The 15549-nt window shown below is 46.9% G+C and carries 16 protein-coding genes; 15 read left to right on the top strand and 1 reads right to left on the bottom strand.

Going from position 1 to position 15549, the window contains the following annotated elements:
- Positions 1 to 20 precede the first annotated feature (20 nt).
- From AB5150_RS02565 to AB5150_RS02550, 4 genes are read left to right on the top strand one after another with little or no spacing between them, the layout of a single operon-like run.
- Positions 21 to 1799 carry an adenylyl-sulfate reductase subunit alpha gene (locus AB5150_RS02565; RefSeq protein WP_368291142.1) on the top strand — a complete coding sequence of 593 codons (1779 nt, stop codon included), beginning with the start codon at positions 21 to 23 and terminating at the stop codon, positions 1797 to 1799.
- A complete protein-coding gene (locus AB5150_RS02560; protein WP_118650012.1) occupies positions 1780 to 2094 on the top strand; it encodes a ferredoxin family protein in 315 nt (104 codons plus the stop codon). Before AB5150_RS02565 ends, AB5150_RS02560 begins: the two co-directional genes overlap by 20 nt.
- Positions 2095 to 2123: 29 nt before the next feature.
- Positions 2124 to 3023, top strand: a complete 900-nt coding sequence (gene cysD / locus AB5150_RS02555; protein ID WP_015534724.1) for a sulfate adenylyltransferase subunit CysD — start codon at positions 2124 to 2126, stop codon at positions 3021 to 3023.
- A gap of 1 nt (position 3024) precedes the next feature.
- On the top strand, positions 3025 to 4665 hold the full coding sequence (locus AB5150_RS02550) for a GTP-binding protein (protein WP_349818890.1): 1641 nt from the start codon (positions 3025 to 3027) through the stop codon (positions 4663 to 4665).
- A 96-nt stretch (positions 4666 to 4761) separates the two neighbouring features.
- Here AB5150_RS02550 and AB5150_RS02545 read toward each other — a convergent pair whose 3' ends face one another.
- Positions 4762 to 5700, bottom strand: coding sequence for a hypothetical protein (locus AB5150_RS02545; protein WP_368291141.1), 939 nt, complete (start codon positions 5698 to 5700; stop codon positions 4762 to 4764).
- Between the two features lie 395 nt (positions 5701 to 6095).
- Here AB5150_RS02545 and AB5150_RS02540 point away from each other — a divergent pair, with 395 nt between their 5' ends.
- The 11 genes from AB5150_RS02540 to hemC all read left to right on the top strand — a co-directional run bounded on the left by AB5150_RS02540 (position 6096) and on the right by hemC (position 15455).
- Positions 6096 to 7469, top strand: coding sequence for an MATE family efflux transporter (locus AB5150_RS02540; protein ID WP_055145444.1), 1374 nt, complete (start codon positions 6096 to 6098; stop codon positions 7467 to 7469).
- A gap of 369 nt (positions 7470 to 7838) precedes the next feature.
- Positions 7839 to 9062, top strand: a complete 1224-nt coding sequence (locus tag AB5150_RS02535; protein ID WP_055280279.1) for an O-acetylhomoserine aminocarboxypropyltransferase/cysteine synthase family protein — start codon at positions 7839 to 7841, stop codon at positions 9060 to 9062.
- A gap of 27 nt (positions 9063 to 9089) precedes the next feature.
- Positions 9090 to 9950: a 4Fe-4S binding protein gene (locus AB5150_RS02530; protein ID WP_055280280.1), complete on the top strand. Its 861-nt coding sequence runs from the start codon at positions 9090 to 9092 to the stop codon at positions 9948 to 9950.
- Complete coding sequence (locus AB5150_RS02525) at positions 9943 to 10188, top strand: sulfurtransferase TusA family protein (RefSeq protein ID WP_015534730.1); 246 nt, start codon at positions 9943 to 9945, stop codon at positions 10186 to 10188. The genes AB5150_RS02530 and AB5150_RS02525 overlap by 8 nt, the downstream gene beginning before the upstream one ends.
- Before the next feature lie 19 nt (positions 10189 to 10207).
- On the top strand, positions 10208 to 10525 hold the full coding sequence (locus AB5150_RS02520; RefSeq protein WP_055280281.1) for a co-chaperone YbbN: 318 nt from the start codon (positions 10208 to 10210) through the stop codon (positions 10523 to 10525).
- 163 nt (positions 10526 to 10688) lie between these two features.
- Positions 10689 to 10898 (top strand): sulfur carrier protein ThiS, encoded by a 210-nt coding sequence (gene thiS / locus AB5150_RS02515; protein WP_015534732.1) that lies wholly within the window; start codon positions 10689 to 10691, stop codon positions 10896 to 10898.
- Positions 10898 to 11707 (top strand): thiazole biosynthesis adenylyltransferase ThiF, encoded by an 810-nt coding sequence (gene thiF / locus AB5150_RS02510; protein WP_004851717.1) that lies wholly within the window; start codon positions 10898 to 10900, stop codon positions 11705 to 11707. The genes thiS and thiF overlap by 1 nt, the downstream gene beginning before the upstream one ends.
- 115 nt (positions 11708 to 11822) lie before the next feature.
- Positions 11823 to 12239 (top strand): M67 family metallopeptidase, encoded by a 417-nt coding sequence (locus AB5150_RS02505; RefSeq protein ID WP_004851714.1) that lies wholly within the window; start codon positions 11823 to 11825, stop codon positions 12237 to 12239.
- A 98-nt stretch (positions 12240 to 12337) separates the two neighbouring features.
- Positions 12338 to 13687 carry a hypothetical protein gene (locus tag AB5150_RS02500; protein WP_368291140.1) on the top strand — a complete coding sequence of 450 codons (1350 nt, stop codon included), beginning with the start codon at positions 12338 to 12340 and terminating at the stop codon, positions 13685 to 13687.
- A 126-nt stretch (positions 13688 to 13813) separates the two neighbouring features.
- On the top strand, positions 13814 to 14413 hold the full coding sequence (locus AB5150_RS02495; protein ID WP_243002945.1) for a bifunctional precorrin-2 dehydrogenase/sirohydrochlorin ferrochelatase: 600 nt from the start codon (positions 13814 to 13816) through the stop codon (positions 14411 to 14413).
- Positions 14403 to 15455, top strand: a complete 1053-nt coding sequence (hemC, locus tag AB5150_RS02490; RefSeq protein WP_368291139.1) for a hydroxymethylbilane synthase — start codon at positions 14403 to 14405, stop codon at positions 15453 to 15455. Before AB5150_RS02495 ends, hemC begins: the two co-directional genes overlap by 11 nt.
- Positions 15456 to 15549: the final 94 nt, after the last annotated feature.

Here is a 15549-nt window from a genome sequence, read left to right as displayed (position 1 = left end):
AAAGTGATTGGAGAGAAAATATGGGTATTGCAAACAGGAAAATACTTCATACGGACATTTTGATAATCGGTGGTGGTACGGCTGGCTGCTATGCAGCGCTGACCGTCAGAGAGCATTCTGATTATTCCATCGTCATCGCGGAGAAGGCAAATATAAAGAGAAGTGGATGTCTGGCGGCGGGAGTGAACGCCATCAACGCATACATAGTAAAGGGCAGGAAGCCTGAGGACTATGTGGACTACTGCAGGAAAGACGCTGACGGGATCGTCAGAGAAGATCTTTTGCTTTCTATGTCACAGGGGCTGAACCGTGTAACAGACAAGATGGAGAAGCTGGGGCTGGTTATCCTCAAGGATGAGAATGGAGAGTATGTTGCAAGGGGCAACAGAAATATCAAGATAAATGGTGAGAACATGAAGCCGCTGCTTGCAAATGCGGTGGAGGAGCTTGACAACTGTCAGATACTTAACAGAGTCAACATCACGGATTATATAGTTGAAAATAATCAGATCCTCGGGGCATTTGGATTCTCCATAGAGGATAATACAGCCTACGAGATCAGAGCAAAGAAAGTGCTCTGTGCTACAGGCGGTGCGGCGGGACTTTACAGACCGAACAATCCGGGATTTTCGAGGCATAAGATGTGGTATCCGCCGTTCAACACCGGAGCGGGATATGCAATGGGAATAAATGCCGGGGCGGAGATGACTACATTTGAGATGAGATTTATAGCACTCAGATGTAAGGACACCATAGCCCCAACTGGAACTATAGCCCAGGGTGTCGGCGCTAAGCAGGTCAACTCACTCGGCGAGGTATACGAGAACAAATACGGACTCACCACATCCCAGAGAGTGTACGGAACGGTGAGAGAGAATATAGAAGGCAGAGGTCCATGCTATCTGAGAACCGAGGGCATCACCCCAGAGCAGGATGACTCACTGAAGAGGGCATACCTCAACATGGCTCCGAGCCAGACTCTCAAATGGCTAGAGTCCGGCAAGAATCCGAGTGAGCAGAATGTGGAGATAGAGGGCACAGAGCCTTATATAGTCGGAGGCCACACGGCGAGCGGTTACTGGGTGGACAACGACAGAGAGTCCACAATACGCGGACTGTTCGCAGCCGGAGATGTGGCGGGCGGATGTCCACAGAAGTATGTGACCGGAGCGATGGTTGAGGGAGAGATAGCAGCCATTGCCATGGTAAAGCAGCTTGACGAGGGATACCTTGATCCTGAGCTTGACGAGGAGACAGCATTTGACAGAAAGATAGAAGAGTATGACCATTTCCTCGACACTGACGAGAAGATGTTCACGTACGAGGCGATAGAGGAGGCCATGCAGAAGGTCATGGACAACTACGCCGGAGGAATATCCACCCACTACCAGTTCAACGAGAAGCAGCTTGAGCTGGCAAAGGAGAAGATAGAGCAGCTCCAGAAACTTGTATGGCACATAAGTGCCCACGACATGCACGAGCTCATGTTTGTGTATGAGGTGAAGGAGAGACTCACAGTTGCACTCTCTGTAATCGCACACCTGAAGGACAGGAAGGAGACGAGATGGCACAGCTTTGCTGAGAATCTGGACTACCCGGAGAAGAGTAAAGACTGGGAGATATTTGTCAATTCAAAGATGGTGGACGGCGAGCTTAAGATGATACACAGAGACCTGGTTAATTTGTGCCAGGTTCCCGCAGGGAATAAGGCATGCAGCGTCAGCCCCTCGCCGAAGGCGACTTCAAATGGGCTGATGTTCCAAGGAAAGGGGGATGTATATGAGCATAGTGATAAATAAAGAGCTTTGCAAAAACTGCGGCAAATGTGCAAATGTCTGCCCGGGTTCCCTCATAAAGAGAGATGAGGATGGACAGATATTCATGAAATACCCTAAGGATTGCTGGGGGTGTTCATCCTGTATCAAGGAGTGTGCATTTGACGCCATCTCATTATATCTCGGAGCTGACATCGGCGGAATGGGAAGCCGGATGTCGGTGGAGAACAAGGGAGATCTGCTTCTGTGGAATATCCGAAAGATGGATGGCACCACAGACCAGATCGTGATAGATAAGAAGGAAGCTAATAAATATTAAAAGATAAAAGAAGAAAGGTTGGTATAGATATGGGTACATTATCACATCTTGACGAACTGGAGGCAGAGGCGATATACATCATCCGCGAAGTTGCTGCGGAGTGTGAGAAGCCGGTTATGCTTTATTCCATAGGAAAGGACAGCTCGGTAATGCTTCATCTGGCACTCAAGGCATTCTATCCTGAGAAGCCGCCATTTCCATTCTTGCATGTAAATACAACATGGAAGTTCAAGGAAATGATCGAGTTCAGAGACAAGACAGCGAAGAAATACGGACTTGACATGATCGAGTACATCAACGAGGAGGGTGTCAAGAAGGGCATCAATCCATTTGACCACGGCTCAGCATACACAGATATCATGAAGACACAGGCGCTCAAGCAGGCTCTTGACAAATACGGTTTCACAGCAGCATTTGGCGGCGGACGCAGAGACGAGGAGAAGTCCCGTGCGAAGGAGAGGATACTCTCATTCAGAAATGCACAGCATGCCTGGGATCCAAAGAACCAGAGACCGGAGATGTGGAAGTTGTTCAACACCAAGATCCAGAAGGGCGAGGAGGTCAGAGTATTTCCACTTTCCAACTGGACAGAGGCTGATATATGGGAGTACATAGAGCGTGAGAACATAGAGATTCCATCACTGTACTTTGCAAAGGAGAGACCTGTTGTATACCGTGACGGCAATATCATCATGGTCGATGATGACAGAATGAAACTCAGACCTGGTGAGAAGATAGAGATGAAGAGTGTTCGTTTCAGAACTCTCGGATGCTATCCACTGACAGGCGGCGTGGAGTCCACAGCGGACACACTCCCTGAGATTATCGAGGAGACGCTCAGTGCGGTATCCTCAGAGAGAACCACCAGAGTTATTGACAACGAGGCAGCAGGCAGCATGGAGCGTAGAAAGAGGGAGGGATACTTCTAAGATGAGTGGATTACTTAAATTTATAACATGCGGAAGTGTAGATGACGGAAAGTCAACACTTATAGGACATATATTATACGATTCAAAGCTTTTATATGCAGATCAGGAGAAGGCTCTGGAGCTTGATTCCAAGGTAGGAAGCCGCGGCGGTGCCATCGACTATTCACTTCTTCTGGATGGACTGATGGCGGAGCGTGAGCAGGGTATCACCATCGACGTTGCATACAGATATTTTACAACAGACAAGAGAAGCTTCATCGTGGCAGATACACCGGGCCATGAGGAGTACACAAGGAATATGGCGGTTGGAGCTTCATTTGCCGACCTGGCAGTCATCCTCATCGATGCAAAGCAGGGCGTGCTGGTGCAGACCAGAAGACACGCAAGGATCTGCGCGCTGATGGGAATCAGATACTTTGTATTTGCAGTAAATAAGATGGATCTTGTCGGATACGATGAGAAGCGTTTCAACGAGATAGTTGAGCAGATAAATGAGCTGTCATCAGAGCTCAGTCTGCCAAATATCACTATCATCCCTGTGTCAGCGACAGAGGGTGACAATGTGACAAAGAAGTCGGAGAACATACCTTGGTATGAGGGTCCAGCACTCCTTACATACCTTGAGGATATAGATATCGCAGAGGATAACACAGAGGCAGGATTCTATATGCCTGTTCAGAGAGTGTGCCGTCCTGACCACACATTCAGAGGTTTCCAGGGTCAGATCGAGGATGGTGAGATCCACGTCGGAGACGAGATCAACACACTCCCAAGCAACGAGACCGCAAAGGTCAAGAGCATCCATGTGGGATTTGACACAGTGGACTCAGCACAGAAGGGACAGCCTGTAACAATACAGCTTGACCGTGAGGTTGATGTGTCAAGAGGATGTGTGCTCACAGTTGATTCAGGCGCAAAGGTTGCATCTTCGATCACCGCAACACTTCTCTGGATGGATGACGATGAGCTGTACAATGGCAAGAACTTCTTCGTGAAGCTCGGAACAAAAATGATCCCTGGTACAGTTACACATATCGATTACACCATAGATGTAAATACAGGCGAGCAGAAATCAGCGGACACCCTTTCCAAGAATGGTATCGCAGTATGCAGGATCGCATTTGCCGACAGGATCGTGGTTGACGAGTTCAAGAAGCATAAGACTCTCGGAGAACTCATACTCATTGATCGTGTAACAGACATGACAAGTGCCTGCGGTGTTGTCGAGGAGGTTCACACTGAGGAGACCGGACTTTACGAGGGACGCATAGACAGAAATGTGCGTGCAGCGATCAAGGGACAGAAGGCTGTCATAGTTCCATTTGCAGCAGGCAATGTCACAAGAGATTTCGTTGAGTCGGTAGAGAAGAAGCTCAGCATCGACGGACGTCATACATACCTGTACGCTCCAGATATCCGCGAGGATGTAAATGCTGTATTAAAGCATCTTCATCATGCCGGAATCATCGTACTTCTCTTCGCAAGCGAGCAGCAGATCGCAGGAATCAAGGTAGAAGGCGCCGAGATCTACAGTGGCGACTGGAATGCTGACGGCGAGCTTGACGCAGACGAGATAGCAGATGAGATCCGCAAGGAGTCTGTATACGACGCGGCCCAGGTTCACGATGGAAACTACATCTAAAAAAGATCACGTAGTAATATAATAATAAAGCGAAGGACGGAGGTGTTTTATGCCTTCGTCCTTCGCTTTTGTATAGAAAGTAGTAATATGAAATATTTATTTGTCAGAACCTTTAAGTCTGGCTATTTCTGCCCTTAATTCGGCAAGCTCGTTGTCCTTGTCGGCGAGCTTCTTGTCTTTGTCGGCAATCTCCTTATCCATCTCAGCCATACGTTTTTCCATCCTGGCTTTCTCTTCCTGAAAAACATCCACAAATGTAATAATCGACTGTTCCACCATATCCGTAACCTCCTCGGTCTCTTCAAACTGGGAATATAGGCGAGTATAAAGCATCTGAGTAAATCTGTATAGTTGTGCTCCATCCTCAGCTGTTATATTCCCAAGTTCCACGTGCTTGTCTATGCTACCCATTATATCTGTTTTGATGAGGCTTTTCAATGAGGCTATATTCTTTGGTGTACGTGCTTTCTTATTCCTCAGCTTTTCGCGGAGTTTCAGAATGTAGAATGGAATCAGGATGATCATTTTCCTGTCGTTTATTTCCTTTACGGAGCAGGACGTGAGTTTTGTAACAGGGACGTTATAGATTATGTTCTGGGTATGCCCGAATCCCACCTGCAACGAATATGTATCAGGTACTGATTTTGGTACATTGCTCAGATATATCACACAGGGTTCAGGAAAATGAATTCGATATACCTGACAGCCCTCTTCGTCCTGCAGTATCTCCTTAGTCTGATCTGCATATCCCGCTCCATATGAAAATACACGGAATACAATAGAATCATCCTTTTTCATCTGCGCTTCCATATGATATGCATCGGAATTGTTGATTACGAGTATGGTGTCGGCCAGAGTTGTGGTCATAGAATTCTGATTATCGTGAACATTTTCAGTCCAGTGATAAGATACTGTTGAGTTTTCCGGATCGTAAAACATGTTGAACAGGCCGTTAATCATGTTGATCACAGCTTTCGAGGACAGCGTGAGAATCTTCTTGAAGATGCTGTCATAAAGTTTTCTTGTTGTTGGCAAGAGTGTTCCTCCTTAGTATTTTATCCGGCCGGTAGGCACACTTTAGACCATTCAAATCGCTGTGTCAATAGGTTTTGGCAAATGCGTTTATAAAGCGCAGAGTGACGCTGTGAGTGGAAAAATAAGGGGGAAATGGGAGGTGATTTTACTATTTGTATAGTAGACGAGGGAATATGTTTTGCTCTTGTTTTGTTTGCTTCACATCCTCCATTGTGCCCCAACATACTCTGTGTTAAAATTGTTCATGGGACTAGGCACCAATGGTACGAGGTGCTGCGACTGGGAGACCGCCATGAAGCGGGCTGATGAATATATGTACAGGCAGAAGAGCGAACATAAGCATTGCTGTGTGTGATTTATCAGAACATATATGCTATTAGTTGGTGAGGAAAGAAATGAGTTCTACATTAAAACAAAATAAATATGAAATTGATATGTGCAACGGGACGATCATGGATAAGCTGATCTCATTTTCGCTCCCGCTTATGCTCTCGGGTATTCTGCAGCTGATGTTCAATGCGGTGGATATCATTGTTGTAGGGAAGTTCAGTGGTAACGAGTCGCTGGCGGCGGTCGGTTCAACCACAGCACTTATCAATGTATTCACCAATTTGTTCATAGGGATATCCCTTGGGGCAAATGTGCTTGCGGCAAGGCTTTATGCCGCAGGAAAAGATAAAGAAATGTCAGAGACAGTACATACCGCGATCGCGCTGGCGCTGGTCAGCGGTATTATTATGGCCTTTGTCGGGTGGATTTGCGCAAAACCGGCGCTTGAGCTTATGGATACTCCGGGGGATGTCATCGGACTTTCTTCTTTATATATGAGGATATATTTCCTGGGAATGCCATTTTTCATGCTGTACAATTACGGCGCTGCCATACTCAGGGCGGTGGGAGATACCAAAAGACCACTCCTTTTTCTGGTTATATCCGGAATTGCAAATACAGGCCTTAACCTGTGTTTTGTGATCATTTTCAAGCTTGGAGTTGCGGGGGTCGCAATCGGAACAGTCATCTCACAGCTGATATCCTGCGTGCTCGTCCTCCGCTGCCTGTGCAGGTCAGAAACGAGCTATCAGCTTAGATTTTCAAAGCTTACCATCAAGGGTGCATATGTAAAGCAGATCTTTTCGGTCGGAGTTCCGGCTGGAATCCAGAGCACGGTCATCAACTTCTCAAATGTACTGCTGCAGTCGTCAGTCAACTCGTTTGGCTCGGTTGCCATGGCGGGCTACACGTCGGCAAATAATATATTTGGCTTTCTGTATGTGACGGTGAATGCTGTAACGCAGGCGTGCATGAGTTTTACGAGCCAGAACTACGGTGTCGGCAAATGGAAACGTATGGAGAGAGTTCTGATCGACTGTCTGATATTGTCATTTGCGGCAATGATGGTTCTGGGCAATGGAGCGTATTTCTTTGGACCGCAGCTGCTGCATATATATACGAGCAGCGACGCGGTTATAAAGTGCGGAATGGAGATTCTGCTGTATACGACAGTCACATATTTCCTGTGCGGATTTATGGACTTGTTCCCGGGGGCGCTTCGTGGGATGGGACATTCCGGAGTTCCGATGCTCCTCTCGATCATAGGAACGGTGGGAACCCGAATCGTGTGGATATACTGGATTTTCCCGAGACACAGATCCCTGGCGGTTCTGTTCATCTCATATCCGGCGTCCTGGATCATAACCCTTGCTATGCAGATAGTATGTTATTTCTATGTGAGGAAGATGCTGTATAAGAAAATTGCAAATAAGAAATGAGTGAAAACGTATGGGGAAGCTGCCAGAGAAATGGCATGTGCCGTGTATACCGTACGGAATTATAAAATAAGCAATGCGCCCCTCGCCGCTAACGCGGCCTTGAGGATGGCATGCGCCGTGGAAGACGGACGAAATTATAAAATAAGCCATGCTCCCCTCGCTGCTAACGCAGCTCGTGGAATGGCATGCGCCATATAGATAACAAAAAAACACCAGTTGATTGTGATCAAGCTCCCATCAACTGGCATTTTTTTATTATCTGCATGGCTTATTTTATAATTCCTATTGACATAGTAGGGTATAAGAGCTATAATCCTATCATGTTCGTAGGAATTATAGGATTTATTATTTAGTGAGGCATAGAAGATCATGAGATTTAACACAGCATTATTACACAGCGCAAAGCTTGGTGATGAGAATACAGGCGCCACACTTACACCGATCTATCAATCCAGTGCATTCTATCAGCCTTCGGCGGAGCAGCATGAGAAGCTCTTCCACAACAAGGCGACGGGGTATTCTTACACGAGGATCAACAACCCGACGATAGCTGCATTTGAGGAGCGGATGACGAATCTTGAAAAGGGAGTGGGTTCGGTAGCGTGTTCTTCTGGAATGGCGGCACTCACAAATGCACTCTTAAATATAGTAGGGACTGGCGGAGAGATAGTCTCCAGCACAGGACTCTACGGTGGAACGATAGATCTGTTCCACGATCTGGAGGCATTTGGGATCAAGACGACATTTGTGGAGATATCGAATAAGGAAGCGGTTGAGGCGGCGATCACGGAGAATACCAGAGTGATATTTGCCGAGACCATAGGTAATCCAAAGCTTGATGTGGTGGATATCAAAGCTCTCTCGGAGCTGGCACATTCACATAACCTGCCGCTCCTGATAGACAATACAGTGGCGACTGCATATCTGGTCACACCACTGACACTTGGAGCGGACATAGTCATCAATTCCACATCCAAGTACATCAATGGCAACAGCGATGCCATAAGCGGAGTCATCACCGACAGCGGCAATTTTAAATGGGACGCAGAGCGTTATCCGCTTCTGCAGCAGTACAAGATGTTCGGAAAGTTCGCCTATATAGCAAAGCTCAGAAACGGACTTTTTAGAAATACAGGAGCCTGCATAGCTCCGCAGACGGCATTTTACAATATGCTGGGCATGGAGACATTGGGGATTCGAATGGAGCGATGCTCACACAATGCACTTGCCCTTGCTCAGTTCCTGGAAAGTCAGGAGGGTGTAAAAGTCAACTATCCGGGACTTGAATCCAGTCCTTGGCATGACATCGCAAATGAACAGCTCCACGGTGGTTATGGTGCCATAATCACCATCAGAGTCGGCAGCAAGGAGAAGGCATTTGCGGTGATGAACAAGCTCACAATACCGCAGATAGTGTCGAACATAGGAGACACAAAGACGCTCATCGTGCATCCTGAATCAACACTGAATGCGCACAGCACAGAGCAGGAGAAGCTTGACGCCAACGTATATGATGATATGATTCGTATTAGTGTCGGAATCGAGGACGTGGAGGATCTCATAGAAGATTTCCAGAAAGCCCTTGCCGACTAATACACAAATGATTTGGAGGAACTACATATGGCAGTAGATTACGCAGCTCTGAAAAAGGGCGGATTCATGAGACAGAAACAGAAGAATAACTTTTCTCTGAGACTTCAGGTGGTGGGAGGAAATCTTACCGCAGAGAATCTCAAGAAGATAGCAGAGGTTGCCGAGAAATACGGAGATGGACATGTACATCTCACATCGAGACAGAGCGTCGAGATCCCATTTGTTAAGCTTGACGATGTGGAAGAGGTAAAGGAAGAACTGGCAAAGGGAGGCTGTAAGCCGGGTGTGTGTGGCCCAAGAGTAAGAACAGTCACAGCGTGCCAGGGAAATCAGATCTGTCCGAGCGGCAATATAGACACTTATGATATAGCAAAGAAGCTTGATGCGAGATATTACGCAAGGGAGCTTCCCCACAAGTTCAAGTTCGGTGTCACAGGATGCCAGAACAACTGTCTGAAGGCAGAGGAGAACGATGTGGGAATCAAGGGCGCAATGGTAGTAGAGTGGGATGAGCCATCATGCATCATGTGTGGCGTGTGCGTCAAGGCGTGCCGTGAGGGCGCGATCACCATGGAGGACGGCAAGATCATCCTCGACACAGACAAATGTAACTATTGCGGTCGATGCGCAAAGGCATGTCCTACAGATGCATGGAAGGGCGAGACAGGATACCTTGTCTCATTCGGAGGATTATTTGGTAACACGATCCACCGCGGCGAGGAGTTACTTCCGGTTGTTACATCTGAGGAGCAGCTTTTCCGTATCACAGATGCAGCAATACAGTTCTTTGCAGACAATGCAAAGCCAAGCGAGCGTTTCCAGTTCACCCTGGAGCGCGTGGGCTTAGACAAATTCAAAGAAGTATTAAAGGAGGCTTACAATGGCTGATTATGAAATCAATGACAGAGTAGATATAACTGATGTGGTGTGCCCGATGACATTTGTCAAGGCGAAGGTAGCCATGGAGGAGCTTGAGATAGGACAGGTGCTTGCGGTTACCATGAATGACGGCGAGCCTGTACAGAATGTACCAAGAAGCTTCAAGGAGGAAGGACAGCAGATCCTGAAGCTCATCGACAACGAGAATGGCACTTATGATCTTATAGTTAAAAAACTGGAGGATTGATCAGAAAAGGAGAAAATGAATGGCAGTAAGAGTCAGTGCAGAGGATTTCGATGCGAAGGTTCTTCAGTCGGAGCTCCCGGTCATCGTGGAATTCTATTCGGACAGCTGCATACCATGCAAGCAGCTCTCACCTATCCTTGGCGGCATCGAAGATGACTACGAGGACAAGGTAAATGTATACAAGGTAAATGTAAACTTCGACGCAGAGCTTGCTGAGAAGTACGCAGTCATGGCATCACCAACCATACTCTTCTTCAAGAGTGGTGAGGAGGTTTCCCGCATCCGCGGTCTTGTGAAGAGAAATGCGCTGGAGGAGGAAGTTGGCAAATTATTGTAGAAATTCGTTGGTAAAGTGACACAATGGAGTATTTGACTGTAGTCAATTACTTCCAGTGTACAGAAGAATGAAACTATATAATTAAAATTATAAAGTATATAATCACATTTTATGCAGCCCGGTAATCCCGGACAGGCAAATGAATCGTCAGGAGGAAAGAAAAATGACAGTCACAATAGCAGGAAAGAAGAAAGAGATAGCAGAGAAGACAACAATAGCTCAGATCATCGTGTCAGAGAACGTTGAGAATCCGGACTATGTCACAGTAACAGTCAATGATGAGTTTGTTGACTCAGATGCATTTGCAACAACAGAGCTCAAGGACGGCGATACAGTAGAGTTCCTCTACTTCATGGGAGGTGGCAGCTTCTAATGGCATTCACAAATGAACAGATGGAACGTTACTCACGTCACATTATCCTTCAGGAAGTTGGCGTGAAGGGACAGAAGAAATTGTTAAATGGCAAGGTGCTGATCATAGGCGCAGGTGGACTGGGAGCGCCAGCCGCTATGTACCTGGCAGCAGCCGGAGTAGGAACCATCGGTATAGTTGATGCCGATGAGGTAGATCTGTCAAATCTTCAGAGACAGATCATTCACGGAACAGCAGATGTGGGCAAGGCAAAGGTCAAATCCGCAAAGGAGACCATGAACGCCATGAACCCTGATGTAAATGTGATCACATACAGAGAGTTCGTGACATCAGAGAACATCATGGATCTCATCAAGGACTATGATTTCATCATCGATGGAACAGACAACTTCCCTGCAAAATTCCTTATCAACGATGCCTGTGTTATGGCTAAGAAGCCATTTTCACATGCAGGAATCATCAGATTCAAGGGTCAGCTTATGACATATGTTCCAGATGAGGGACCATGTTACAGATGTGTATTCAAGGATCCACCTCCAAAGGATGCGGTTCCTACATGTAAGCAGGCCGGAGTCATCGGAGCAATGGGCGGTGTTATCGGAAGTCTTCAGGCTATGGAGGCAATCAAGTATCTCATTGGAGTTGGCGATCTTCTGACAGGAAGACTCCTTACATTTGACGCACTTAAGATGGAATTCCACACAGTAAAGCTCCCTCACAAGAAGGGCTGTGGATGTGCTGTATGTGGACCAAATCCAACCATCACCAAGCTCATCGACTACGAGCAGGTGGAGTGTGACGGAAAGTAATTTTCATAAGGAGGACCCGCTTGCGGGAGATTCCTTATGAAGCACGCAGACGCCGCGCGAAGCGCCTTTTCATGCGTCTGCTCAATGCTTGATAATAAGGAGGATATGAAGTAAGATGTTGTACATGACAAAGTCTGATTACGAGAAGATACTTGCACACTGCAAGGAGGGCCTTCCAAATGAGTCCTGTGGTCTGATCGGCGGTGTCAGAGAGGGAGACAAGAAGTACATCAGGAAGGTGTATCTCCTGACAAATATTGACGCCAGCAACGAGCATTTTTCCATGGACCCGAGAGAGCAGCTTGCGGCAGTTAAGGATATGCGTGCAAATGGATACGAGCTTCTTGGCAACTTCCATTCCCATCCAGAGTCTCCATCCAGACCTTCGGAGGAGGATAAGAGGCTTGCATATGATTCCAAGGTGAATTATCTGATCCTCTCCCTCATGGAGATAGACAATCCGGTACTCAAAGCCTTCAACATAGATGAGGAAAAGAATGTGACGATAGAGGAGCTTGTTATAGAATCATGATAGATAGCAGGCATTTGAAAGAACAGGGCGGGCTTTGATACCCGCCCTTGTTCTTTACGTGAGCTTGTCATAAATTTTCATTTGGAGTTACTGAAGATATGTTTTGCATAAGTATAAATCATAAGAATACACCGGCCGATGTCAGGGAGAGCTTTGCATTTTCGACAAAAGGACAGAGACAGTTCACCGAGCGGCTAAAGGCTGCGGTGGGTGGATGTGTCGTGTTGTCGACCTGCAATAGGATGGAAATATACTTTACGGATAAATGTGAGCCATGTGGGTCTGTTATAACAGGAAAAATGAGCAGCGGTGAAGCTTCCGGTGGGCGAGGTGGACTGCTTGAACAGGTAGAAATGCTTCTGGCTAATGATAGGGATGTCCCTGTCAGCCTCATAAGAAGATATAGCATGAATTATGAGGGATTCCAGTGTATGTTACATCTGTGCAGAGTGGCGTGTGGTATGGATTCCATGGTGCTCGGCGAGGTGGAGATCATACATCAGGTGAAGAGCGCATATCTTGTGGCAAAGAAGCTTGGAGCCTGTGACGGCGAGCTGAATATAGCATTTCAGGGAGCACTTGCGGCGGCAAAGGCGGTGGCAACGGAGAGTGATGCCACGAGACTTCCGGTATCCGTCGGAACTTTGTCAGCCCGGGAGGCAGTAAGCTTTATAAGAAATCGTGGGACTGAGAACACGTGCAGAGATGTGCGAAGAGATGAGGCAGACTGTAAAAGTGCTTTGGGTGACCATGGAGAAATTGTAAATGCCGAAACTGCAAGGGCCGGCTATGATGATGGGGTATATGCTGAAAATACCTGCACTGGTAATATTCTTGTCGTAGGAGCCACAGGCAAGATAGGCAGCATAGTTGTCAAGGATATTGCAGATCTTGCGCCAGATATAGAGATAACAGGCACAAGCAGAAGTCACCACAGTGCAGATAGCATATTTGACAGACATCAGCAGATCAGGATAGAGGACTACAGCAGAAGATATGAGCTGGCAGCCTGGGCGGATGTCATCATCAGTGCGACAGCAAGCCCACATTATACATTTGTCAGGGATGAACTGGCGGAGGCTGTGAAAATGCAGCCGAAGCGGAGATTGCTCCTTGATCTGGCAATGCCAAAGGACATTGATCCTGCGGTCTCAGATGTGGACGGATGTGTGCTGCGTGACATAGACTATATCAGAACACTCTCCAGAGAGAACAATGAAAGCAGGGCAAAAACAATCACAGAGATGGAGCCGTGGCTCATATCACAGGTTGACGAGATCATGAAGAACATAGCATTTTCGAGGTTCAACAGGGAGCACGGAGACGTGATGGCGAAGCTTAAGACTATAGATGGCGCAAAGATGGTATATAAACTCAAAGGACAGCTTGAGTATGATGCATTTGAGAAAATGCTGGACAGTATTGTGACTGCCGGATGTGAGAACTGAATACTGCTTGTTTGCCTGAGGTTATGCAGTATCATCGGCTGATGATGTTTATGTCAGATGTCAGATAATTGGAACAACTTTTGGTGCTTTTTAATAGAGACTCAATAATAGAAATTAGAGGTAGCGATGTCGTATTTCCCATTTATGATAGAATTGAATAATGAGAGATGCCTGATCGCAGGAGGCGGAACTGTTGCATACAGAAAGGTGTGCAGCATGCTGGAATTTGGCGCGGTGGTCACGGTGGTGTCACCGGAGTTCTGCCCGGAGCTTTTAGAACTGGCGGAGCGATTGTGTGTATCGGATAAATATAGTTCAGGACATCTCACACTTGTGAAAAGATGCGTGCAGCCGCAGGATATTGACGGTGCATTTGTCGTCATAATGGCGACGGACGATGAGAAGGTCAACCACGACATGGCTGAGCTCTGCAGGCAGCAGCGCATACTGGTAAATGTGGTGGATGTGAAATCGGATTGTGGATTCTACTTTCCGGCGATCATAAAGGATAAAGAGGTCGTGATAAGCGTTTCCACCGGAGGACAGAGTCCGGTGCTTGCGGGAACAATCAAGAGAAATATAGAGAGCCATTTAGGCAGGAGTTATGGCGACATAGCGGAGCGGATGGGTGAGCTCCGGGAGCAGATCAAAGCACAGATAGACGGCGAGGAAGAGCGAAAGAAAGCATTTCAGCAAATGGTTAGGAGTCTGTTAGATGAGAGTTGAGAATGGACATGGTAAAAATAAACCGAATATTCGTAAATTTGCGGAGAATGACATGGCAGATGGATTCAATAGTGACGGTTTGGATTGCGAAAGCGGAGGACAGAAAAAAACAGTAAAAGTTGGAACCCGTGGTAGCAAGCTTGCTCTTGCTCAGACTGAACTGGTGATAAAGGCACTCAAGGAGAGATTTCCCCAGATTGATTTTCAGATGATTACAATGAGTACCCGGGGGGATCGGGACACCAGCAGAGCGCTTCTGGAATTCGGAGGCAAAGCGGTATTTGTCGAGGAGTTCGAGGAAGCTATACTTAAAGGTGACATAGACATAGCGGTACACAGTGCCAAGGATATGCCGATGGAGATCATGGAAGGTCTTACTATATCGGGTACACTTCCGAGGGCATGTCCGCAGGACGTTTTTATATATAAGAGTGGCAGGTCATTTGACAGAAATGACAGTTTCGTGGTGGGAACCAGCAGCCTGAGACGGCAGTACCAGATAAGAGACATGTATCCATATGCTGTGTGCAAGAATTTGAGAGGAAATGTCGGTACCCGCATACAGAAGCTGGAAGATGGCGAATACGATGCCATCATTCTTGCAGCGGCAGGGCTTGAGCGCCTGGGAGTTATTAAAGACAAAAGCAATGACAGCACAGAATGCTTTGAAGTGCACAAGGACGAACTTACATTCAGATACATCAGCACAGAGTCCATGCTTCCGGCAGCATGTCAGGGAATCATAGCCATAGAGACACGAACCTCTGGCGAGGTATACGATATGGTCAGAGCGATAAATGACACAGAGGCATACGCACAGCTCACATGCGAGCGCGCAGTCTTAAGTCGCCTGAACGCCGGCTGTCACGAACCGATAGGCGTGTACTCAGAACTTCATGGCGACCACATGAAGCTAAGCCTGATGAAAGCAGATGCGGCTTCATCGGACAAAGAGAAAGATGAAGAAATCCAGATACACAGAAAGACGGTAGAAGGAAACGCCGCAGAATGGGAACAGCTGGTAGAGAATTTAATAAAGTAGAGTAAGTTGTTTTGCAACAGTATATTTAAAAGATAAATAAAAACATAAAATGTAGATTGTTTTGAAGTAGTATGTATTGAAGATAAAAGAAAAG

The sequence above is a fragment of the Coprococcus sp. RTP21281st1_F1_RTP21281_210402 genome (assembly GCF_040915325.1).
Lineage (GTDB): Bacteria > Bacillota > Clostridia > Lachnospirales > Lachnospiraceae > Coprococcus > Coprococcus aceti.
The sequence above is the reverse complement of the archived record's forward strand: the minus strand, read 5'-3'. Positions and strand labels throughout refer to the sequence as shown.

What these genes read in the sequence shown, in the direction of transcription:
- AB5150_RS02565 (WP_368291142.1), top strand. Translation starts at nt 21, where the DNA reads ATGGGTATTGCAAACAGGAAAATACTTCATACGGACATTTTGATAATC.
- AB5150_RS02560 (WP_118650012.1), top strand. Translation starts at nt 1,780, where the DNA reads ATGAGCATAGTGATAAATAAAGAGCTTTGCAAAAACTGCGGCAAATGT.
- cysD (WP_015534724.1), top strand. Translation starts at nt 2,124, where the DNA reads ATGGGTACATTATCACATCTTGACGAACTGGAGGCAGAGGCGATATAC.
- AB5150_RS02550 (WP_349818890.1), top strand. Translation starts at nt 3,025, where the DNA reads ATGAGTGGATTACTTAAATTTATAACATGCGGAAGTGTAGATGACGGA.
- AB5150_RS02540 (WP_055145444.1), top strand. Translation starts at nt 6,096, where the DNA reads ATGAGTTCTACATTAAAACAAAATAAATATGAAATTGATATGTGCAAC.
- AB5150_RS02535 (WP_055280279.1), top strand. Translation starts at nt 7,839, where the DNA reads ATGAGATTTAACACAGCATTATTACACAGCGCAAAGCTTGGTGATGAG.
- AB5150_RS02530 (WP_055280280.1), top strand. Translation starts at nt 9,090, where the DNA reads ATGGCAGTAGATTACGCAGCTCTGAAAAAGGGCGGATTCATGAGACAG.
- AB5150_RS02525 (WP_015534730.1), top strand. Translation starts at nt 9,943, where the DNA reads ATGGCTGATTATGAAATCAATGACAGAGTAGATATAACTGATGTGGTG.
- AB5150_RS02520 (WP_055280281.1), top strand. Translation starts at nt 10,208, where the DNA reads ATGGCAGTAAGAGTCAGTGCAGAGGATTTCGATGCGAAGGTTCTTCAG.
- thiS (WP_015534732.1), top strand. Translation starts at nt 10,689, where the DNA reads ATGACAGTCACAATAGCAGGAAAGAAGAAAGAGATAGCAGAGAAGACA.
- thiF (WP_004851717.1), top strand. Translation starts at nt 10,898, where the DNA reads ATGGCATTCACAAATGAACAGATGGAACGTTACTCACGTCACATTATC.
- AB5150_RS02505 (WP_004851714.1), top strand. Translation starts at nt 11,823, where the DNA reads ATGTTGTACATGACAAAGTCTGATTACGAGAAGATACTTGCACACTGC.
- AB5150_RS02500 (WP_368291140.1), top strand. Translation starts at nt 12,338, where the DNA reads ATGTTTTGCATAAGTATAAATCATAAGAATACACCGGCCGATGTCAGG.
- AB5150_RS02495 (WP_243002945.1), top strand. Translation starts at nt 13,814, where the DNA reads ATGTCGTATTTCCCATTTATGATAGAATTGAATAATGAGAGATGCCTG.
- hemC (WP_368291139.1), top strand. Translation starts at nt 14,403, where the DNA reads ATGAGAGTTGAGAATGGACATGGTAAAAATAAACCGAATATTCGTAAA.